Origin of the sequence: Nocardioides nematodiphilus (assembly GCF_020216525.1) — a bacterium.
Lineage (GTDB): Bacteria > Actinomycetota > Actinomycetes > Propionibacteriales > Nocardioidaceae > Nocardioides > Nocardioides nematodiphilus.
Map to the genome: position 1 here is coordinate 39,037 of NZ_JAIWOY010000010.1, position 20,875 is coordinate 59,911.

A 20,875-nucleotide genomic window follows, 5' to 3' on the forward strand; every position below is an offset into this window, starting at 1 on the left:
CGATGGCCGTCCTGACTCCGGAGCTGCGCGCGAAGGCCCTCGCTGCCGCGCTGCCGCGCACCCTCGGCACCGTCGTCGAGCTCGCCGGCCTCCACCTGCTCATCACCGGCCTCCCGCTCGCCTCCGGCGACCTCGTCGAGGTCCTCCGCAACACCCCCGGCGAGCGCGAGCTGCTCGCCGAGGTGGTCGCGCTGCGCCCCGAGGGCGCCGTCTGCCTGCCGCTGGGCCCGCTCAACGGCGTCCGGATCGGCGACCGCGTCCGGCACACCGGAGGCCCGCTGCGCATCCAGGTCGGCGAGGCCCTGCGCGGGCGCGTGCTCGACGGCCTCGGCCGCCCGATCGACGACGGCCCTCCGCTGGACGGGCTCGGGCTCGAGTCGGTCAGCGTCGACGCCGACACTCCCAATGCGCTGAAGCGCCCGCTGATCAAGGAGCCGCTCGGGCTCGGCGTACGCGCCCTCGACGCGCTCGTGCCGGTCGGCCGCGGCCAGCGCCTCGGCATCATGGCCGGCTCCGGCGTGGGCAAGTCCTCCCTGCTCTCGATGATCGCCCGCGGCACGGACGCGGAGATCTCGGTGATCGCGCTGGTCGGCGAGCGCGGCCGCGAGCTGCGCGAGTTCTTGGAGAACGACCTCGGACCCGAGGGCCTGGCCCGCTCGGTCGTGGTGGTGGCGACCTCGGACGCGCCCGCCGTCGAGCGCCTGCGCTCCGCCTTCGTGGCGACCCGGATCGCCGAGTGGTTCCGCGACTCCGGCAAGGACGTCGTGCTGATGATGGACTCGCTGACCCGCGTGGCCATGGCCCAGCGCGAGATCGGCCTCTCGGCCGGCGAGCCGCCCGCCACCCGCGGCTACCCGCCGTCGGTCTTCGGCCTCATGCCCCGCCTGCTCGAGCGCGCCGGCACCTCCCCGGAGGGCTCGATCACGGGCCTGTACACCGTGCTCGTCGAGGGCGACGACCTCCAGGACCCGATCGGCGACACCGCCCGGTCGATCCTCGACGGCCATGTCGTGCTCTCGCGCGAGCTCGCCACGTCCGGGCACTTCCCCTCCATCGACGTCCTCGAGTCGATCTCGCGACTCACCTCGGCGGTCTGCACCCCCGAGCAGAAGGAGGACGCCCGCTCCGTACGACGGATGCTGGCGGCGTATCGCAACGTCAAGGAGCTCGTGGAGATCGGCGCGTACGTCGCCGGCACCGACCCGGTCGCGGACGCGGCCATCGCCCGGATGTCGCACATCGAGGCCTTCCTGCAGCAGGCGATGGACGAGTCCTCCCCCACCGATCGGACCTGGGCCGAGCTCGCCTCGATCGCCCGCTGATTCCTCTCGTTTGGATCCGAACGAGCGGCTAGCATGAGGCGCATGCGCGCGCTCGTCGTGGCCCACGACCACACCTCCCCCATCGGCCCCATCGGCGAGCAGCTCGAGCGCCGCGGCTACCAGCTGGAGCACTTCCTCGCGATCCCACCCGAGCACTTCGACGCCCCCGGGATCGCGGTGGACTTCCCCGACTTCACCGCCTACGACGCCGTCGTCGTCCTGGGCGCGATCTGGTCCGTCTACGACGAGGCCACGATCGGCGCCTGGATCCACGACGAGATCGCGCAGGTGCGGGCGGCCGACGCCGCGGGCGTGCCGGTGCTCGGGATCTGCTTCGGCGGCCAGGTTCTCGCCGCCGCGCACGGCGGCTCGGTCGAGCGGGCCGCGCACGCCGAGATCGGCTGGACCGACGTGCACTCCGTGGATGAGTCCGTGGTGCCCGGCGGGCCGTGGTTCCAGTGGCACTTCGACCGGTGGGTGACACCGCCGGACGCCGAGCTGCTCGCCAGCAACGGCGCCGCGCCGCAGGCCTTCGCGCTGCGGCGCAACCTGGCCGTGCAGTTCCATCCCGAGCTGACGGGCGCCTCCCTGCTCGGCTGGCTGGACAACGGCGGCTACGCCGGCGCCCGCGCGGCCGGATTCGACGCCGGGATGATGCTCACCGAGACGGACCGCCTCCAGGCCGACGCCGCCGGGCGGGCCGCACTTCTGGTCGACGGATTCCTGGACCGGATCGCGCCGCGCTGATATCGTTTGGGTACGAACGATATGCCGAAGGAAGGCGCCCCCATGAGCCAGGCACTCGCTGAAGCCCGTACGGTCACCGAGCCCGAGATCGCCGCCGTCGTGCTGGCGGTCGACCTCGCCGCCGATGACGTGGTGCTGCTGACGCTCGGAGAGCGCGACGGCTCCGAGCTACCGGCCTGGGCGCCCGGCGCCCACCTCGATCTGGTGCTGGGCGCCGATGAGGGCGGGGACGATCTGGTCCGCCAGTACTCCCTCTGCGGCGACCCCGCGGACCGCACCCGCTACCAGGTGGCCGTGCTGCGCGCCGCCGACTCCCGGGGCGGATCCGTGGCCGCCCACGAGCTGGTGCCCGGCTCCGAGCTGATCCTGCGCGGTCCGCGCAACCACTTCGCCCTCAAGCCGAGCCTCCGCTACGTCTTCATCGCCGGCGGCATCGGGATCACCCCGATCATCCCGATGATCGCCCAGGCCGAGGCGGCCGGCGCCGACTGGACGCTGCACTACGGCGGGCGCACGGCCGGCTCGATGGCGTTCTGCGACGCGCTGGCGACCTACGGCGATCGGGTCCGGCTGGTCCCCCAGGACGAGCACGGCATGCTCGACCTGGCCACGATCCTCGGCACGCCCGCGGCCGGCACGCTGGTCTACTGCTGCGGCCCCGAGCCGCTGCTGAGGGCCGTCGAGGAGCACTGCGGGAAGTGGCCGGTCGGCTCACTGCACGTGGAGCGCTTCGATGCTCTCGACATCGACACCTCGGGCGACACCGCCTTCGAGCTGGTGCTGGAGCGGTCCGGCAAGACGCTCACGGTCGGCGCCGATGAGACCGTCCTCGAGGTGATGCGCGCCGCCGGCATCCACGTGCTGTCGTCGTGCCAGGAAGGCACCTGCGGCACCTGCGAGCAGACCGTCCTCGAGGGCGAGATCGACCACCGCGACGCCGTCCTGGACGACGAGGAGAAGGCCGAGGGCGAGTGCATGATGGTGTGCGTCTCGCGCTGCAAGGGCCCCCGCCTGGTGCTCGACGCCTGAGCGACCCGTATATAGATGAGCACGGCCTGGCATCTCGCCGGACCGTGCTCATCTTTATAGGCCCCTATAAAGATGAGCACGCCGGCCCCGTAGGACCGGCGTGCTCATCTGTATACGCGTCAGGACGCCTCGGTGATCCTCACCGGGAAGGCCTTGATGCCGTTGACGAAGTTGGAGCGGACCCGCTTGACCTCGCCGTCCAGCTCGATCGAGGCCAGCCGCGGCAGGAGCTCCTGGAACATCAGCTTGATCTCCATCCGGGCGAGGTTGTTGCCCAGGCACAGGTGCGGGCTGCCCTTGCCGAAGGTCATGTGGTCGACGTTCGTCCGGGTCACGTCGATCCGGTACGGGTCGGGGAAGACCCGCTCGTCGCGGTTGCCGGAGGCGAACCACATCACGACCTTGTCGCCCTCCTTGATGGGCTGACCGGCCAGCTCCAGGTCACGGGTCGCGGTCCGCCGGAAGTGGAAGACCGGCGAGGCCCAGCGCAGCAGCTCCTCGACCCCGGTCTCCATCAGCGCCGGGTCGGCCGCGAGCATCTCGAGCTGGTCGCGCTGCTCGATCAGCCCGAGCATCGACTGGCTGATCGCGTGCCGGGTGGTCTCGTTGCCCGCGATCACGAGCAGCGAGAAGTAGTTGTTGAAGTCCTCCTGCGACAGCGGCACACCGTCGGAGGGCATCTTGTTCGCCAGGATCGACACCAGGTCCACCCCGTCGCCGCCCACCCGGGCCTCGCGCAGCTCGTTGCCGTACGCCCACACGTCGAGCACCGTCGGCGAGCGGAACGGGAGATGCTTGTACTTCTCCGACTCCGGGTCGTCGAGCCGCACCTTCGCGTAGTCGGGGTCGGCGTTGGCGACCATCTCGTTGCCCCAGGCGATCAGCTGGGGCGTCATCTCCGCCGGCACGTCCAACAGGCGCGCGAGCACCTGGATCGGGAAGTCGGCGCTGATCAGCTTCACGAAGTCGATCCGGCCGTCGTTCTCACGCGCGGCGGCGAAGGCCCGGTCGACCGTCTGCTTGGTGAGCTCGCGCAGGAAGGACTCGTAGTTCTTCATCAGGTTGCGCGGGCTGAACTCGCGGTGGATGAGGTGGCGCAGCGCCGCGTGCCGGGCGCCGTCGGTCTCCAGCAGCGAGCGGCGGGCATCGGCGAGGTCGTCATCGATGTCCTCGAGGTTGACGAACTTCGTCGAGGTGAAGGTCTCCGCATCACGGTCGACGGTCCAGATGTCCTCATAGCGCGTGACGGCCCAGAAGCCCTTGCCGTCGGACTCCTCGGTCCAGTGGACCGGAGACTCCGCGCGCAGGGTGTCGAACTGGGCGTAGCCGCGCTCGTCGGCGAAGCCGTCGATGTCGGCGAGGTTCACCTCGGCGAGAGGTACGGGGGCGTGGCGGGGCATGGTGGTCTCGGTTCCTCTCGGAGAGATCAGAGATGGGTGGCGTACTCGCGGAACTCCCAGTCGGTCACGGCCGACCGGAAGCGCGCGATCTCGTCGCGCTTGTAGGCGAGGAACGCGGTGGTGAAGGGCGTGCCGAGCAGGTCCCCGATCTCCTTGTCGGCCTCGAGCGCGTCGAGGGCGGCGTCCAGGCTCTGCGGCAGCATCTCGGAGCGCTCCGGGTCGTAGCCGTAGCCGACCAGCGCGGCCGGCGGCTCGATCTTGTTGCGGATGCCGAGGAGGGCACCGGCGAGCAGACCGGCGATGGCGAGGTACGCGTTGGCGCTCGCGTCGCCGAGGCGGAGCTCGAGGCGGGTGGAGCCGCCACGCTCGGGCGGCACCCGCAGCATCGCGCTCCGGTTGTCCAGGCCCCAGTCGATCAGCCACGGCGCGAGGGTGTCGGGACCGAAGCGCTTGTACGAGTTGATGGTCGGGTTCGCGATCGCGGCGATGGCCGGGGCGTGGGCCAGGATGCCGCCGATCGCGTGCCGGGCGAGCTCGGAGAGGCCGTCCTCGACCCCGGGGTCCGCGAAGAGCGAGCCACCGGCGTCGTCGACCAGGGAGAAGTGCAGGTGGAAGCCGGAGCCGCCCTCGTCGTTGAAGGGCTTCGGCATGAAGGTCGCCATCCGCCCACTGCGCCGGGCGAGCTCCTTGACCGCGTCCTTGAACCGGTGGGCGCGGTCGGCGGCGTCGAGCGCCTCGCTGTGCCACATGTTGATCTCGTACTGACCCGAGGAGAACTCGTGGTTGGCGGCGAAGACCTCGAGGCCGTAGTCGCCGAGGAGGCGCAGCGACTCGATAAGGGTGTTCTCCGGGTCGCCCTTGCGGCCGGTCGTGTAGACGTTGCCGGTGCTCTCGCCGTACCGCCGCCACCCGTTGGGCGCGGCGGCGTCCTGCTCCATCACGTAGAACTCGAGCTCGGGCCCCACGATCGGGCTGAGGCCGAGCTGCTTGAACTGCTCGACGAGCTGGCGCAGCACGTGGCGCGGGCTCTCCTGCGAGGGCGTGCCGTCGGGGTTGAAGAGGTCGGCGATGCAGTGCGCGACGCCCGGCTCCCACGGCACCGCCTGCAACGTGCTGACGTCGGGGAAGGCCACGATGTCGGGCAGGCCGGCCGAGAGGCCGCCCTCGAAGTCGACCACGCCGCCGAGCGGGGTGGTGGTGTAGACCGAGCGGCAGAAGGCGACACCGCCGCCGACACTGCGCGCGAAGCGGTTCACCAGCACGTCACGGCCGCGGTCGACGCCGAGCAGGTCGGCATAGCCGAGGCGGACGACGTCGATGCCGTCACTCGCCAGGGCGTCCTGCGCGCTCGGGAGTCCGGAGGTGTCGAAATGGCTCAACGGAGGATCCTTCCAAAACTCGTTTGGCTCCAAACAGTATGACGGTGAGGCGGATCACACAACCCCTTGTCGTGCCTCGCTGGATCTCGTAACGTTCGTACCCAAACGATTTCAGGAGTGCATCGTGCAGCAGCTCACCGGCTTCCTCTACCCGCGTACGGCGACGGGGCGCGCCACGCTCATCCCCGACCCGCAGTGGCAGTACTCCGGCGACCTTCTCACCGTCGAGTATCGGACGGATCCGGCCAAGGTGCGGGCCCTTCTGCCCGAGCCGTTGGACCTGGCGCCGGAGGATCCGGGTGCGGTCGCGCTGATCTGGGCCGACTGGCAGTCCTGCTCGGCGTCGCGCGAGGAGCTGCTCGACCCGATCCGCTCCCAGTACAAGGAGGCGTTCGTCGTGGTGCGCTGCTCCTTCCGCGGCGTCACCTACTCCCGCTGCGTCTACATCTGGGTCGACAAGGACTTCGCGATCGGGCGCGGCATCCACCAGGGCTACCCGAAGAAGATCGGGTCGATGCACCAGACCCGCCCCCACCGCTTCGGCCAGGCGGCCCCGCAGATCGAGGCCGGCGGCGTCTTCGGCGCCACCCTCGCCGCCGGCGATCGCCGCCTGGCCGAGGCCGTGCTGACCCTGCGCGAGGAGTCCGAGACCAACGGCTTCGTGAACAGCCACCCGATGGCCCACCACCGCTGGGTGCACAGCATCGACGGCCCGGGCGACGCGTACGCCGAGCTGATCTCGTCGGGCGCCGCCTCCTTCGAGGCTGGTCCGGCCTGGTCCGGCGACGTGGACGTGCGCCTCTTCGACTCCCCCACCGAGGAGCTCGCCGACCTCACCGTCGACGAGGTCATCGGCGGCTACTACCGCCAGGTCGGCGTGGTCTGGAACGGCGGGGCGACCCTCGCGCGCCGGCAGCCGGACGGGACGTGGTCCTGATCGGGCCCGGGACCATGACCCGTGCCCTAGGGTTCGAGCATGCCTGACCGCCACACCCTCGCCGAGGTCGAGCGGGCGACCCGCGAGCGGGTCGAGCACCTGCCCCTGGACTTCACCGCCTCGCACGCGCTGCTCAGCCTGTACCGCGCCGCCAACGCGGTCCGAGGTCGCCTGACCAACACGGTGCTGCGGCCCAACGACCTCACCTGGACGGGCTTCCTGGTGCTGTGGACGCTGTGGATCTGGGACTCGATGGAGACCCGTGAGGTCGCCGACTCGGTGGGGATCAGCAAGGGCACGCTGACCGGCGTCGCCAAGACCCTGATGGCCCGTGACCTGATCGAGCGGATCCCCTCGGTCGAGGACCGCCGCCTGGTCAGCCTCAAGCTCACGCCCGAGGGCGTGCGGCTGATGGAGGAGATCTACCCCGAGTTCAACAAGACCGAGTCGACCATCGTCGGTGACGTCAGCGCCGAGCACCTGACGGTGATGACCGACTCGCTGCGCACGCTGGTGGAGTCCTCCGAGGCGGAGTGACGTCCGACGGAGCGGGCCGGCCCTCCGGGGAGGACCGGGCCCGCTCCGCCCTCGAAGAGCGCGCTCAGAGAGCCGGCTCGGCCGCCCCCACCGGCGGCACCGGCGGCTCGGGCACGTCGATGGTGTGCACCGGCCCGGTGAACCAGTTCTTCGCCGAGACCGACCACCAGATCGCGAGCAGCACCAGCACGCCGACCGTCATGACGGGGGCGTAGTTGACGCTGGCCCAGTCGAACTCGTCGCGCCAGGGAGCGCCGAGCGGCGAGGTCGGCAGCATCAGCACGACACCGACGATGACGATCTCCAGCACCGCGATCGGGTTCATCCAGCGATAGCGCCGGCCGTTGTTCCAGCTGCCGAGCTCGAACTTCTCGCCGTGGCGCCACCGCAGGAAGATCGGGATGGCGAAGGAGAAGTAGAGCCCGATCACCGAGACCGACGTGACCGCGTAGAACGCCGTCGGGATGCCGTTGACCGACTTGAGCGCCGGCAGCGTGATGAGCGCCGCGACGACCGCGGCGGCGATGACGGCGTTCACCGGCGTGCGGTGGTGGTTGACCCTCGACCACAGGTGCGATCCGGGGACGGCCCGGTCACGGCTGAACGCGAACATCATCCGCGAGGTGGAGGTCAGGCAGGCGGTCGCGCAGAAGAGCTGGGCGACCGAGGAGATGAAGAGCAGCGTGCCGGCCCAGTGCGCGCCGAGCGAGGTGTCGAAGATGTACGCCACCCCGCCGGCCGGGATGCTGCCGTAGTCCGGGGTGCCGTCCGCCGCCTTCGGGATGGCGAAGGTGATCGCGAGCAGCAGGATGTAGCCGCCGACGGCGGAGTAGAAGATCGACTGCCAGATGCCCTTCGCGGCGGTGCGGGCTGCTCCCTGGGTCTCCTCCGACAGGTGGACCGAGGCGTCGAAGCCGGTGATCGTGTACTGCGTCAGGATGAAGCCGAACGGGATGATCGCCAGCCAGAAGCCGACCGTGCTGGTCGAGCCGTCGGCCTGCCAGCCCGACGCGTTGAACCGGTCGGTGAAGACCTGGGACAGGCTGAGGTGGTCGTCGGGGATGACGATCAGCGCGACGATCAGCACTGCGGCGCCGGCCACGTGCCACCAGACCGAGACGTTGTTGAGCAGGGCCAGCAGGTGGCTGGAGAAGATGTTGATCAGGGCGATCAGGAACAGGATCACCAGGAAGAACACGAAGACCCGGTTGAGCGAGAAGCCGTCGGTCCAGCCCCACTCCTCGAAGGTCAGCTCGAAGAACGTCGCACAGCCGTACGCCACCGAGGCGGTCACCGCGACCAGGCCGATCAGGTTGAGCCAGCCGGTGAAGAACCCGGCGCGTGGGCCGCCGAGCTTGGAGGCCCAGTAGTAGATGCCGCCCGAGGTCGGCATCGAGGAGACCAGCTCGGCCATCGTCAGGCCGATGATCAGGATGAAGATCGAGATGATCGGCCACGACCACGAGATCGACACCGGGCCGCCGTTGGCGATGCCGGCGCCGTAGGTGGTCAGACAGCCGGCGAGGATCGAGATGATCGAGAACGAGATGGCGAAGTTGGAGAAGCCGGACCAGGTCCGCGAGAGCTCCTGCTTGTAGCCCAGCTGCGCGAGATGGGCCTCGTCGTCCAGGTGGACGTCGGATTCGTGTCCTTCGGGCATGCGATTCTCCTGGAATCAGTGTCGGGGGCCATGCAGACGTGGATCACACCGAGCTTCCTCGGAACCTAGCCCCGCGCTCGTCAGGGTGTAAACAGGTCACGGAAAATTGGTATGAACCCAGACCATTAACCTCTTCTCAACCGTTGACGCCCGACCAGGGAGCGCCCCAGACTGGCCGCCATGCAGGCCGCCCGCGACACCGCCCAGGGCTCGATCCAGGCCGTGTTGCCCGGAGCCGTGCTGCGACCGGTGCGCAGCCACGCGTTCGAGGCCTGTGTCGAGCAGCTCGCCACCGCGATCCGGCTCGGGGTCTATCCACTCGGCAGCACCCTGCCGCCCGAGCGCGAGCTGGCTGAGCAGCTGCACGTCTCGCGGGCGACGCTCCGCGAGGCGATGGCGGCGCTGCGCCAGGCCGGGCTGGTACAGACCACCCGCGGCCGGGGCGGCGGCACCGTCGTCATCCTCAAGCCGCCGACCCCGTCCGCCCGTGCCGCTGCGCGCACCACGCCCGCCCAGCGCGCCGAGTGGCTCGACGCGCTGGCCTTCCGTCGCATCATCGAGCCCGGGGCCGCCGCGACGGTCGCCGCCAGCGAGCTGAGCGACGAGGCCCGCCGCCAGCTGATCGCCGCGCACGAGGAGGTCGACGCCGCGACGAGGGCGGCGCACTACCGTCAGTCCGACTCGCGCTTCCACCTCACGATCGCGGCACTGACGGGCTCGAGCCGGGTGATCGACGCCGTGACCTCGGTGCAGGCGACCGTGCACGAGATGCTGCTCGCCATCCCCCAGCTCCCGACCAACATCGCGCACTCGGACGCGCAGCACACCGCCGTCGTACAGGCGATCCTGGAGGGCCGGCCCGACGCCGCCCGCCGGGCGATGGAGCAGCACTGCGACGACACGGCCGCGCTGCTGCGCGGCCTGCTCACCTGAGGAGAGGCGCCATGACCGAGCCCGCGACCGACACGCTCCGCAACGACCGTCACCTGAGCATGGAGGCGCTGCGGGCCGCGGTCGAGACCGGCGAGATCGACACCGTCATCGTCGCCTTCACCGACATGCAGGGCCGGCTCCAAGGCAAGCGCCTGCACGGGCACTACTTCATCGAGCACGTCCTGGGCCACGGCACCGAGGGCTGCAACTACCTGCTCGCCGTCGACGTCGAGATGAACACCGTCGGCGGCTACGCGATCTCCTCGTGGGAGCAGGGCTACGGCGACATGGAGTTCGTCCTGGACGGGCGGACCGCACGGCGCCTGACCCACCTGCCCGGGACGGCGATGGTCCAGTGCGATCTCGCGTGGCCCGACGGGTCTCCGGTTGTGCAGTCGCCGCGCGCGATCCTCACCCGGCAGCTCGACCGGCTCGCCGAGCGCGGCTGGGTGGCGCTGGCCGGCACCGAGCTGGAGTTCATCGCCTTCGAGGACACCTACGAGGAGGCGGCGCGGGCGGACTGGCAGGAGCTCAAGCCCGTCAACGAGTACAACATCGACTACTCGATCCTCGGCACGACCCGCGTCGAGCCGCTGATCCGCGACATCCGCACGCACATGTACAACGCCGGCCTGGACGTCGAGGGCTCCAAGGGCGAGTGCAACCTCGGCCAGCACGAGATCGGCTTCCTCTACAACGACGCGCTCACCACCGCGGACAACCACGCCGTCTACAAGAACGCCGCCAAGGAGATCGCGGCCCAGCACGGCCGCTCGATCACGTTCATGGCGAAGTTCAACCAGCGCGAGGGCAGCTCGTGCCACATCCACCTGTCCCTGCGCACCGCCGACGGCGGGCTGCTCTTCTGGGACGCCGAGAACGGGCCCCAGAACGGGCACGGCGTACGGACTCCTCTCTACGACCACTTCATCGCGGGCGTGCTGGCCACCATGGCCGACCTGACGCTGCTCTACGCGCCGAACATCAACTCCTACAAGCGCTTCGCGGCCGGCTCGTTCGCGCCGACCACGATCGCGTGGGGCGAGGACAACCGCACCTGCGCGGTGCGGCTGGTCGGCCACGGTCACGGCGCGCGCCTCGAGAACCGGGTCCCCGGCGCCGACGTGAACCCGTACCTCGCGCTGGCCGCGATGATCGCCGGCGGCCTGCACGGCATCGACGCCGAGCTCGCGCTGCCCGACGCCCTGGTCGGCAACGCGTACGCCAGCGACCTGCCGAAGGTCCCGGCCACGCTCCTCGAGGCCCGGACGGCGTTCGCCGGCTCTGCCTTCGCCCGCGAGGCGTTCGGGGACGCGGTGGTCGACCACTACGTCAACACGGCCGACGTCGAGCTGGCCGCCTACAACGCCACCGTCACCGACTGGGAGCTGCGCCGCGGCTTCGAAAGGATGTAGGTCCGCACCTCATGAGCGATCTCTTCACCGTGATCAACCCGTCGACCGCGCAGCCGATCGCCGATGTCCCGCTCGCCTCCGTCGAGCAGGCCGACGCCGCGATCGCCGCCGCCCACGAGGCCTTCCAGTCCTGGCGAACGGTGGCGCCCGGCGAGCGGGCCCGGCTGCTGCGCCGGTTCGCCGCCGTCGTGGAGGAGCACCTCGACGAGCTGGCCGAGATCGAGGTGCGCAACGCGGGTCACACCTGGGGCAACGCGCGCTGGGAGGCCGGGAACGTCCGCGACCTGCTCAACTACTACAGCGGCGCTCCCGAGCGGCTGACCGGCCGGCAGATCCCGGTCGCCGGCGGCCTCGACGTCACCTTCCACGAGCCGCTCGGCGTGGTCGGGATCATCGTGCCCTGGAACTTCCCGATGCCGATCGCGGCCTGGGGCTTCGCGCCCGCACTGGCTGCCGGCAACACGGTCGTGCTCAAGCCCGCCGAGCTGACCCCCCTGACCGCGATCCGGCTCGGCGAGCTGGCGCTCGCGGCCGGCATCCCCGAGGGCGTGCTCACCGTGATCCCTGGTGCGGGACCGGTCGTCGGCGAGCGCTTCGTGACACATCCGCTGGTGCGCAAGGTCTGCTTCACCGGCTCGACCGCGGTCGGCAAGCGGATCATGGCCGGCTGTGCCGAGCAGGTGAAGAACGTGACCCTCGAGCTCGGCGGGAAGTCGGCCAACATCGTCTTCGCCGACACCGACCTGGCCGCCGCGGCCGCGGCCGCCCCCTACGCCGTCTTCGACAACGCCGGGCAGGACTGCTGCGCCCGCTCGCGGATCCTGGTCGAGCGCAGCGCGTACGAGGAGTTCATGGCGCTGCTCTCGCCCGCCGTGCTTGGGATCCGGGTGCTCGACGTGAGCGACGAGGCCAGCGAGATGGGTCCGCTGATCTCGGCGACCCAGAAGCAGCGCGTGACCGGCTACCTCGACGGCGTCGACGTCGCGATCCAGGGCACGACCCCCGGCGGGGCGGACAACCCGGGCTTCTGGGTGCCGCCGACCGTCGTGCCCGTGGAGGACCCGGCGATGCCGATCTGGCGCGAGGAGGTCTTCGGGCCCGTCGTCGCGGTGATGCCGTTCGACGACGAGGGCGACGCGATCGCCAAGGCCAACGACACCGAGTACGGCCTCTCCGGCTCGATCTTCACCACCGACCTCGGTCGCGGGCTGCGGGTCGCGCGCGGCGTCCAGGCCGGCAACCTCAGCGTCAACTCGCACTCCTCGGTGCGCTACTGGACGCCGTTCGGCGGCTTCAAGCAGTCCGGCCTCGGCCGCGAGCTGGGCCCCGACGCGCCGTATGCGTTCACCGAGGAGAAGAACGTCTTCATCGCCCACTGAGCCCCACCCCAAGGAGAGAAATGACTGGCAGGATCCAGGACCGCGTCGCCGTCGTCACGGGCGGCTGCTCGGGCATCGGGCTGGCGACCGTACGGCGCTTCGTGGCCGAGGGCGCGAAGGTGGTCATCGGCGACATCGCCGACGCGGCCGGCGCGGCCCTCGTCGAGGAGCTGGGCGGCGCGGCGGTGGCGACGTACGTGCATGTCGACGTGACCTCCAAGGAGGAGGTGGACGCGCTCTTCAAGACCGCGAAGGACACCTACGGCTCGGTCGACATCGCCTTCAACAACGCCGGGATCAGCCCGCCGGAGGACGACTCGATCCTCGACACCGACCTGGACGCGTGGCGCAAGGTGCAGGAGGTGAACCTGACGTCGGTCTACCTGTGCTGCAAGGCGGCGCTCCCGTACATGCTCGAGCAGAAGAAGGGCTCGATCATCAACACCGCCTCGTTCGTGGCGGTGATGGGCGCGGCGACCTCACAGATCTCCTACTCGGCCTCCAAGGGCGGGGTGCTGTCGATGACGCGCGAGCTCGGCGTTCAGTTCGCGCGCGACGGCGTCCGGGTCAACGCGCTGTGTCCGGGGCCCGTGAACACGCCCCTGCTGCAGGAGCTCTTCGCCAAGGACCAGGAGCGGGCCGCGCGCCGGCTGGTGCACATCCCGATGGGCCGCTTCGGCGAGCCCGAGGAGATGGCCGCGGCGGTGCTGTTCCTGGCCTCGGACGACTCGTCGTTCATGACCGCGAACACGTTCCTGGTCGACGGCGGCATCTCCGGCGCGTACGTCACGCCGCTGTGACGGCCGCACCTCGATGAACGCGCCCCTGATCGGGCTCTCCACCTACCGGGAGCAGGCGGCGTGGGGGGTCTGGGACCAGCCCGCCGACCTCCTGCCGGCGCTCTACGCGCAGGCGGTCGAGGCGGTCGGCGGCGTGCCGGTCCTGCTGCCGCCGGTCGCCGCCGCGGGGGCGGCGGCTGCGGCGGTGGCGCGGCTCGACGGGCTCGTGATCAGCGGCGGCGCCGACGTGGATCCTGGGCGCTACGGCGAGGCCCCGCACGCCCGCACGTCGAGCTGGCGGCCCGACCGGGACGCCTGGGAGCTCGCCCTGCTGGCGGCCGCCGACGACGCGGGGCTGCCGGTGCTCGGCGTGTGCCGCGGGATGCAGCTGATGGCGGTGCACGCCGGCGGAGCGCTCGACCAGCACACCCCCGACCTGGTCGGCCACGAGCAGCACTCCCCCGGCGGCGACGCGTACGGCTCGGTGTCGGTCGCGGTCTCTGCGGGCTCGCGGCTCGCGACGCTGGTCGGCCACGACGTCACAGTGAACTGCCATCACCACCAGTCGGTGCGCTCCGCGCCGGGCTTCGCATCGGTGGCGACAGCGGCCGACGGCACCCTCGAGGCCATCGAGCTCCCCGGCGACCGCTTCTGCGTCGCGGTGCAGTGGCATCCCGAGACGGCCGCGGACGTGGGCCTGCTCGCGGGCCTCATCGCCGCCGCGCGCTCGCGCTAGATCAGCGCGCGGCCTCGACCAGGGCGCGGAAGACGGCGAGCTGGCTCGCGTTGGTCGACCAGGTGTCCTCGGGGTGCCACTGGACACCGAGGAACCAGCCCTTCGCCCCGTCGAGATCGACGGCCTCGACGACGCCGTCGTCCGCGGTGGCGATCACCCTCAGGCCCTCGCCCGGTCGATCGATGCACTGGTGGTGGTAGCAGCTCACGTCCACCAGCTCGCCGACGATGCCGGCGAGCCGGGTGCCGGCCTCGACCTTCACCTCGTGCGCCCGGTGGCGGTGGTGACGCGCCTCGCCGTACGTGCTGTCCATGTCCTGCACGACGGTGCCGCCGAGCAGGGCGTTGACGACCTGTAGCCCGCGGCACACCGCGAGCAGCGGCAGTCCCTGCCCCAGCACGACCCGGGCGACGGCCAGGTCGAACGCGTCCTGGACCTCGTCGATGTCGTACATCGTCGGGTGGTGCTCCTGGCCGGTCCACTGCGCCGCCAGGTCTCCTCCGCCGGGCAGGAGGACGCCGTCGGCGAGCGCGAGCCGCTCGGCGATCTCGGCGTCCGTCCCGGTCGCGGGGTGGATCATCAGCGGCTCGCCGCCGGCGGCCCAGACCGCCTCGACGAGCGCGCGCGAGGTCACCTCGGCCCGGTATCGCAGCGCGGACGCGGAGTCGGAGAACCGGGCCGGGATGAGGATCCGAGGACGAGCAGTCATCGCTGTCCCCAGCTCAGTGCGCCGGCGGGAGGGGCTTGCGGATCCCGCGGAACTCCCAGTCGCCGCCCTGGGCGGTCGAGAGGACCTCCTCGGACTCCGTCGGCTGGGCGCCGACGTCGCTCCGGATCGCGGTCGGGCCCGAGACGATGTGGTTGCGCAGCGTGCCGAGCCCCTCGACCTCCACCTCGACGACGTCGCCGGGGTAGACGGTCCGCGAGATGGCCGGGGTGCCGGACAGCAGGAGGTCGCCGGGGTGCAGGGTGATGGTGCGGGCGATGTCGGCGACGAGGTAGTGCATGTCCCACTCCATCTCGTCGGTGGAGCCGTCCTGCTTCACCTCGCCGTTGACGCGGGTCTGGATCCGCTTGCCGCGGAAGTCCCAGCCCTCGATGACGCCGGGGCCGACGGGGCACAGCGTGTCGGCTCCCTTGACCCGCAGCATCGAGCCGGCGTCGGTGTCGCGGAAGTCGTGCAGCCCATAGTCGTTGGCCACCGTGTAGCCGCGGATGTAGTCGCCCGCCTCGGCCGGCGAGATGTTGCGTGCGGTGCGGCCGATCACGATGGCGATCTCGCCCTCGTAGTTGAGCCACTTGCAGCCCTCGGGCCGGATCACGGCCGCGTCGTACGCGTTGAGCGCGGTGACCGGCTTGTGGAAGTACGTCGGCGCGGGCGGAAGGCTGACCTGCAGCTCCTTCACCCGGCTGATGTAGTTGAGGTGGACGCAGATGATCTTCTGCGGCGTCACCGGCGGCAGGTGGATCGCGTCGGCGATCGAGACGACGCGGCCGTCGCCGGCGACGAGGCTCTCCCCATCGCGTACGACGTCGACGGCGTTGCCGTCCAGCAGGATGCGGCGGGTCTCGCGGATGCTCATGTGCCTGTCTCTCTTCAGCCTGCGGCAGGGATGTCGGGGAGCCCGGTCTGGCGGGCGAAGCCGGGGTCGAGCGGGGTGTGCTTCGGCGGCGGGAAGCCGCCCTCGGGGCGGTCGAACCACAGGTGCACCTGGCCGGTGCCGACCGAGTTCTCGTACTCCCCGAACTGGCGGCCCGCAGCGGTGCAGGCCTCCTCGCCGAGGGCGCCGATCATCATCAGGTAGTGCATGAACTTCGCCTCCGGCTTGAACCGGTAGAAGTCGTCCATCGTCGCCAGTACCCGCGCATGGTCGCCTGCCTTGAACCACTCGATCCGCTCGAGGTCGGCGGCCAGTGCCTCGGGCGTGAAGATGTGCTCGTGGCCGGCGGCCTCGTGGTCGCGCAGCTTCCGCAGCGGCCAGAACGTGTGCGAGAGCGCGCCGGAGGCGAGGATCAGCACCTTGCGGTCCGACTCCGCGATCGCCTCGCCGACGGCCCGGCCGAGCCGGAAGCAGTCCTCCGCGTCGGCCGTCTGGCACACGCCGATCGAGATCCAGCGCTTGTCGGGCATGCCGTCGCCGAGGAACTCCCACAGGTTCGTGGTGGCGTAGAAGATCGGCAGGTGGTGGTCGTCGATCGCGGTCACCCACGTGGAGTGCGCCGGTGCCTTGCTCGCGATCAGATGCGCGAGCTCGGGGTCGCCGGGGAAGTCGTACGGCCGGCGCTGCATGCCGCGCGGCAGCTCCTCGGAGGTGAAGAGCCCGCTGCGCCGGTCCTGCGCGGTGACGACGTACTCGACGGTGGTCGCCCAGTGCGAGTCCATCACCAGCACCGTGTCGTACTCGAGGGTCTCGAAGACCTCGCGCCGCAGCTCCCGCAGCCCTGAGACCAGCGTCGAGTCCTCGCCGTTGTTGAGCTCGCGGCGGATCTCCTCCGGCAGCATGATCGTCGGGACATGCGCCAGCAGGCCGGCGCCGACCACCTCACCCATCGCCCTACTCCTTCCAGCCCGTGGGGCTGAAGACGCTGTTCTTGATGTCGGTATAGAAGTCGAACGACCAGAGGCCGCCCTCGCGGCCGATGCCCGACTTCTTGTTGCCCCCGAAGGGCGCCTCGAGATCGCGGACGAAGAAGCAGTTCACCCACACCGTGCCGGCCTCGAGCCCGGCCGAGACCCGCTCCGCGCGCTCGCGCGAGCCGGTGACGAGCGTGGCGGCGAGACCGAAGCGGGTGTCGTTCGCCTTCCGCACGGCATCCTCCTCGTCGGCGAAGGTCTGGATCGTGACCACCGGCCCGAAGACCTCCTCGGTCATGATCTCGGCGTCCTCGGGGGCGTCGACCAGGATCGTCGGGCGGAAGTAGAGGCCACCGAGATCGTCGTTGGGCCCGCCACCCAGGAGCGGGCGGGCACCGTCCGCGAGCGCGCGCTCGACGAAGCCGCTGATCTGGTCGAAGTGGCGGCGCGAGATGAGCGCGGAGACGTCGGTGGCCTCGTCGCGCGGGTCACCCTGCACCAGCTTCTCGGCGCCCTCGACCACGCGCCGGGTGAACTCCTCGGCGAGTGACTCGTGCACCAGCATCCGGGCGGCCTTGAGGCAGACCTGGCCGGCGTTGTCGAACTGCTCGACGGCGATCTCCACGGCCAGGTCGAGGTCGGCGTCCTCGAAGACGAGCAGCGGGGACTTGCCGCCCAGCTCGTACGAGAGCGGCACGATGTTCTCGGCCGCCGCCTTCGCGATCGTCCCGGCGGTCGGCACCGAGCCGGTGAACGCCAGCCGGTTGATGCCGGGATGCGCGGTGAGCGGAGCACCGGCGTCGAGGCCCGTGCCCTGCACGACGTTGAAGACCCCGGCCGGGACGCCGGCCTCGTGCATGATGTCGGCGAGCAGGCTGGCGGTCAGCGGCGCCCACTCCGGCGGCTTGACCACGATGGTGTTGCCGGCGGCCAGCGCCGGGCCGATCCGCCAGGTGGCGAGCATCAGCGGGGCGTTCCACGGGGTGATGATCGCGACGACGCCCGCGGGGTCGTACGAGATGCGCTCGCGGTGGCCCCGGTTCGGGACCTCCATGTCGGGGTGGCCGAGCTTGTGCTCGGCGTAGTCGGCGAAGGCGCGGAAGTTCATCGCCACGCGCGGCATCACGCCGCGACGGTGGCTGCGGATCAGCGAGCCGTTGTCGCGCGTCTCGACGAGGGAGAGGTCCTCGATCCGGGCCTCGATCCCCTCGGCGACCCGGCGCAGGATCGCTGCCCGCTCCCCGACGGGCAGCGCCGCCCAGGCCGGGAACGCCGCGCGGGCCGCGGCGACGGCCGCGTCCACCTCAGCGGACGTCCCGGCATGCACGTACGCGATCACGGTCTCGTCGATCGGCGAGACGTCCTCGAACGTGGTCGCCGAGGCGACCCGCTGCCCGCCGATCCAATGGCGGGTGTCGACCTCGACGCCCTCGACGCTCGCGCAGTCCTGACGCATGGATCCTCCATCGAGCTAGATCGTTTGGATCCAAACGTATGACTCGGAACAGGCGTCGTCAAGGGAGTCAGGACGCTCGAAAAATTTCCCAGGCGACTCTCGACAGATCGTTTGGATGCAAACTAATGTGCGTGGCCTGCATCACGTTCCTGACGTGACATCGCCCCGGAGGTCCCCCTGATGAGCACCCCGACCCACACCGTCGCCGACTCGGCGACGCCCGGCGAGAGCCTCTCGCGCAACAAGCTCGGCATCGCCGGCATCGTCTTCTTCGTCGTCGCGGCAGCAGCGCCGCTGGTCGGCATGACCGGCGCCGTCCCGGTGGCCATCGGCCTCGGCAACGGCGCCGGCGCCCCGGGCGCCTACCTGGTCGCCGGCATCGTGCTGCTCATCTTCAGCGTGGGCTACTCCACGATGAGCCACGAGGTCTCCAACGCGGGCGCCTTCTACGCCTACGTGGGCCGCGGTCTCGGCAGCATCGCAGGCGTCGGCTCGGCGTTCACCTCACTGGTCGCCTACCTCGCGGTCCAGCTGGCCATCTTCGGCTTCTTCGGCTCCGTCGCCTCCACCCAGCTCAACGCCAAGCTCGGCACCGACCTCTCGTGGTGGGCCTGGTGCCTCATCGCCTGGGCGATCGTCACCGTGCTCTCGGTGCTGCAGGTCGACATCGGCGCCAAGCTGCTCGGCGTGCTGATGGGCGTCGAGGTGCTCTCGCTGGTCCTCACGGCGCTCGCGGTGATCTTCCAGGGCGGCGGCAAGGACGGCCTCGACCTGGCCGCCTCGTTCGCCCCGAACCACATCTTCGCCGGCGGCTTCACCGGCGGCGCGGGCATCGCGCTGGCCTTCGCCTTCGCCTCCTTCATCGGCTTCGAGGCCACCGCGATCTACGCCGAGGAGGCCAAGGACCCGAAGCGCGCGGTCCCGATCGCGACGTACACCGCCATCGGCCTGATCTCCGTGCTGTTCGCGGTCACCTCCTGGGCGATCGTGTCGGGCATCGGCAGCGCCGACGCCGTCGGCAACGTCATGAAGGCCTCCGACAACCTGGGCAACCCGGCCGAGGTCGTCTTCTCGGTGGCGCGCGAGTTCGTCGGCGGCTGGCTGGCGACCACGATGAGCTGGCTGGTCCTCTCCTCGCTCTTCGCCGGCCTGCTCGCCTTCCAGAACAGCGCCGCCCGCTACTTCTTCGCGCTCGGCCGGGCCCGCGTCCTGCCGCGCGTCTTCGACCGGGTCAACAAGCACGGCGCCCCGGTCGTCGGCGCCCTCGCCACCTCGGTCATCGCCGGCGTGGTCATCGTGATCTTCGCGATCGCGAAGAAGGACCCGTTCCTCAACATGTTCAGCTGGTTCAGCTCGATGACCGTGCTGGCCATCCTGCTGGTCGAGGCGCTGGTGTCGCTGTCGGTGATCGTGTACTTCGCCAGGAAGGGCGCGTCGCACTGGTGGCGCACGCTGCTCGCCCCGGCCCTGTCGATCCTCGGTCTCGGCATGGCGTTCTACCTGGTGATGGCCCGCTTCGGCCTGCTCGCCGGCACCGTCGCCGCCGGTGTCGACCCGACCACGCAGACGTTCGGCCTCTCAACGCTCGGCTGGTTCCTGGTGCTCCTGCCCGCCATCAGCCTGGTCGTCGGCCTCGCGGTCGGCGCGCTGCGCAGGAACACCGAGAACGCCGACGCGATCGCGGACCTCGTCAGCTAGCTCGCGGCGACGCCGTACGTCCGGGTGGCCCAGTCACTCAGGCGTACGGCGATCGCCTGCATCGCGTCGGCAGCCACGCCGGCGCCGTCCCAGGCCGCGACCAGCCGGACGCTGAGCAGCCCCCCGCCCGGCAGCGCCACCGCGAGCGGCACCAGGCCGTACCGGGGATCGTCGGAGACGACCGCGATCCCGCGGCCCGAGGCGGCGAGGGCCTGGGCGACGGTGCCGTTGGCGGCCTCGGTGAGGCGTGCGGCCGAGAGTCCGGCGCTCACCAGCGCGGCGTCCAGCGCCTCGCGGGCGGTGAAGGTCGTGGGCAGCGCGATCAGGTCCCGCTCGACGAGCTCGCCCAGCTCGACCCGCTCGCGTCCGGCCCACGGGTCGTCGGGACGCACGTGCGCCCAGACCGGGAGGACCGCCAGCGGAAGCCAGCGGTGCGGACGCCCGGGGCGGTCGGTCCCGATCGCCAGGTCGGCCCCGCTCTCCAGCATCGCCGCGCTCGTCATCCCGTCGCCGGCGACGACGTCGATGACCGGCTCGTCAGGGGCCATCGTGGCCACGAACGGTGAGACCACGTCGACCATCGTCACGGTCGGCGCCGCGACCCGTACGCGCTCGACCCGACCGCGCGCGTGGAAGGCGGCGGCGTCGGCGAGGGCGTCGACGTCCCCCAGCACGCGTCGCACCGCGGGCAGCAGCTCGCGCCCGGTCCGGCTCAGCACCAGCCGCCCGGCGCCGCGGTCGAACAGCGGTACGCCGAGCTCGTCCTCGAGCTGGCGCAGCTGGCGCGACAGGTTGGGCTGGGTGACGTGCACGCGCTCGGCAGCGGCGGAGACCGATCCGGCGTCCGCGACCGCGACGAGATACCGCAGATGTCGCAACTCCATCGCATGCCT

General features: G+C 70.8%; 19 protein-coding genes. 11 read left to right on the forward strand and 8 right to left on the reverse strand.

What is annotated here, in order from left to right; genetic code table 11:
- The first annotated feature begins 2 nt into the window (after positions 1-2).
- The 3 genes from KSO98_RS15335 to KSO98_RS15345 are packed head-to-tail and all read left to right on the forward strand — an operon-like array spanning position 3 to position 3,098.
- Complete coding sequence (locus KSO98_RS15335) at positions 3-1,322, forward strand: FliI/YscN family ATPase (protein ID WP_225286552.1); 1,320 nt, start codon at positions 3-5, stop codon at positions 1,320-1,322.
- A gap of 42 nt (positions 1,323-1,364) precedes the next feature.
- Complete coding sequence (locus tag KSO98_RS15340; protein WP_225286553.1) at positions 1,365-2,069, forward strand: type 1 glutamine amidotransferase; 705 nt, start codon at positions 1,365-1,367, stop codon at positions 2,067-2,069.
- A 42-nt stretch (positions 2,070-2,111) separates the two neighbouring features.
- Positions 2,112-3,098 (forward strand): PDR/VanB family oxidoreductase, encoded by a 987-nt coding sequence (locus KSO98_RS15345; protein WP_225286554.1) that lies wholly within the window; start codon positions 2,112-2,114, stop codon positions 3,096-3,098.
- Positions 3,099-3,217: 119 nt separating this feature from the next.
- On the opposite strand, the gene KSO98_RS15350 is transcribed toward KSO98_RS15345, so the two are convergent.
- The gene (locus tag KSO98_RS15350) at positions 3,218-4,498 is read right to left on the reverse strand and encodes a cytochrome P450 (protein WP_225286555.1); all 1,281 of its coding nucleotides are present in this window, start codon (positions 4,496-4,498) and stop codon (positions 3,218-3,220) included.
- A 26-nt stretch (positions 4,499-4,524) separates the two neighbouring features.
- On the reverse strand, positions 4,525-5,877 hold the full coding sequence (locus KSO98_RS15355; protein WP_225286556.1) for a glutamine synthetase family protein: 1,353 nt from the start codon (positions 5,875-5,877) through the stop codon (positions 4,525-4,527).
- A gap of 124 nt (positions 5,878-6,001) precedes the next feature.
- Between KSO98_RS15355 and KSO98_RS15360 the strand changes: the two genes are divergently transcribed.
- Together KSO98_RS15360 and KSO98_RS15365 are read left to right on the forward strand one after the other, a co-directional pair.
- The gene (locus tag KSO98_RS15360; RefSeq protein ID WP_225286557.1) at positions 6,002-6,814 is read left to right on the forward strand and encodes an acetoacetate decarboxylase family protein; all 813 of its coding nucleotides are present in this window, start codon (positions 6,002-6,004) and stop codon (positions 6,812-6,814) included.
- A 39-nt stretch (positions 6,815-6,853) separates the two neighbouring features.
- Positions 6,854-7,351, forward strand: coding sequence for a MarR family winged helix-turn-helix transcriptional regulator (locus KSO98_RS15365; protein ID WP_225286558.1), 498 nt, complete (start codon positions 6,854-6,856; stop codon positions 7,349-7,351).
- 64 nt (positions 7,352-7,415) lie between these two features.
- Here the strand turns inward: KSO98_RS15365 and KSO98_RS15370 are convergent, their stop codons facing one another.
- Entirely contained in the window at positions 7,416-9,011 is a 1,596-nt protein-coding gene (locus KSO98_RS15370) for an amino acid permease (RefSeq protein WP_225286559.1), read from the reverse strand.
- Positions 9,012-9,191: 180 nt separating this feature from the next.
- Here KSO98_RS15370 and KSO98_RS15375 point away from each other — a divergent pair, with 180 nt between their 5' ends.
- The 5 genes from KSO98_RS15375 to KSO98_RS15395 are packed head-to-tail and all read left to right on the forward strand — an operon-like array spanning position 9,192 to position 14,253.
- Complete coding sequence (locus KSO98_RS15375) at positions 9,192-9,944, forward strand: FadR/GntR family transcriptional regulator (RefSeq protein WP_225286560.1); 753 nt, start codon at positions 9,192-9,194, stop codon at positions 9,942-9,944.
- An 11-nt stretch (positions 9,945-9,955) separates the two neighbouring features.
- Positions 9,956-11,359: a glutamine synthetase family protein gene (locus KSO98_RS15380; RefSeq protein WP_225286561.1), complete on the forward strand. Its 1,404-nt coding sequence runs from the start codon at positions 9,956-9,958 to the stop codon at positions 11,357-11,359.
- A gap of 11 nt (positions 11,360-11,370) precedes the next feature.
- Positions 11,371-12,738 carry an aldehyde dehydrogenase family protein gene (locus KSO98_RS15385; RefSeq protein WP_225286562.1) on the forward strand — a complete coding sequence of 456 codons (1,368 nt, stop codon included), beginning with the start codon at positions 11,371-11,373 and terminating at the stop codon, positions 12,736-12,738.
- 20 nt (positions 12,739-12,758) lie between these two features.
- Complete coding sequence (locus KSO98_RS15390; protein ID WP_225286563.1) at positions 12,759-13,538, forward strand: 3-oxoacyl-ACP reductase; 780 nt, start codon at positions 12,759-12,761, stop codon at positions 13,536-13,538.
- A 13-nt stretch (positions 13,539-13,551) separates the two neighbouring features.
- Positions 13,552-14,253, forward strand: a complete 702-nt coding sequence (locus tag KSO98_RS15395; protein WP_225286564.1) for a gamma-glutamyl-gamma-aminobutyrate hydrolase family protein — start codon at positions 13,552-13,554, stop codon at positions 14,251-14,253.
- 1 nt (position 14,254) lies between these two features.
- Here the strand turns inward: KSO98_RS15395 and KSO98_RS15400 are convergent, their stop codons facing one another.
- The 4 genes from KSO98_RS15400 to KSO98_RS15415 are packed head-to-tail and all read right to left on the reverse strand — an operon-like array spanning position 14,255 to position 18,284.
- Positions 14,255-14,962, reverse strand: coding sequence for a gamma-glutamyl-gamma-aminobutyrate hydrolase family protein (locus tag KSO98_RS15400; protein WP_225286565.1), 708 nt, complete (start codon positions 14,960-14,962; stop codon positions 14,255-14,257).
- Between the two features lie 13 nt (positions 14,963-14,975).
- A complete protein-coding gene (locus KSO98_RS15405; RefSeq protein ID WP_225286566.1) occupies positions 14,976-15,836 on the reverse strand; it encodes a fumarylacetoacetate hydrolase family protein in 861 nt (286 codons plus the stop codon).
- A 14-nt stretch (positions 15,837-15,850) separates the two neighbouring features.
- Positions 15,851-16,804 (reverse strand): DODA-type extradiol aromatic ring-opening family dioxygenase, encoded by a 954-nt coding sequence (locus tag KSO98_RS15410; RefSeq protein WP_225286567.1) that lies wholly within the window; start codon positions 16,802-16,804, stop codon positions 15,851-15,853.
- Between the two features lie 4 nt (positions 16,805-16,808).
- The gene (locus KSO98_RS15415) at positions 16,809-18,284 is read right to left on the reverse strand and encodes an aldehyde dehydrogenase (RefSeq protein ID WP_225286569.1); all 1,476 of its coding nucleotides are present in this window, start codon (positions 18,282-18,284) and stop codon (positions 16,809-16,811) included.
- Between the two features lie 180 nt (positions 18,285-18,464).
- Between KSO98_RS15415 and KSO98_RS15420 the strand changes: the two genes are divergently transcribed.
- Positions 18,465-19,982 carry an APC family permease gene (locus KSO98_RS15420; RefSeq protein ID WP_225286570.1) on the forward strand — a complete coding sequence of 506 codons (1,518 nt, stop codon included), beginning with the start codon at positions 18,465-18,467 and terminating at the stop codon, positions 19,980-19,982.
- On the opposite strand, the gene KSO98_RS15425 is transcribed toward KSO98_RS15420, so the two are convergent.
- Positions 19,979-20,866, reverse strand: coding sequence for a LysR family transcriptional regulator (locus KSO98_RS15425; RefSeq protein ID WP_225286571.1), 888 nt, complete (start codon positions 20,864-20,866; stop codon positions 19,979-19,981). The two genes, KSO98_RS15420 and KSO98_RS15425, sit on opposite strands and share 4 nt — an antisense overlap.
- Positions 20,867-20,875: the final 9 nt, after the last annotated feature.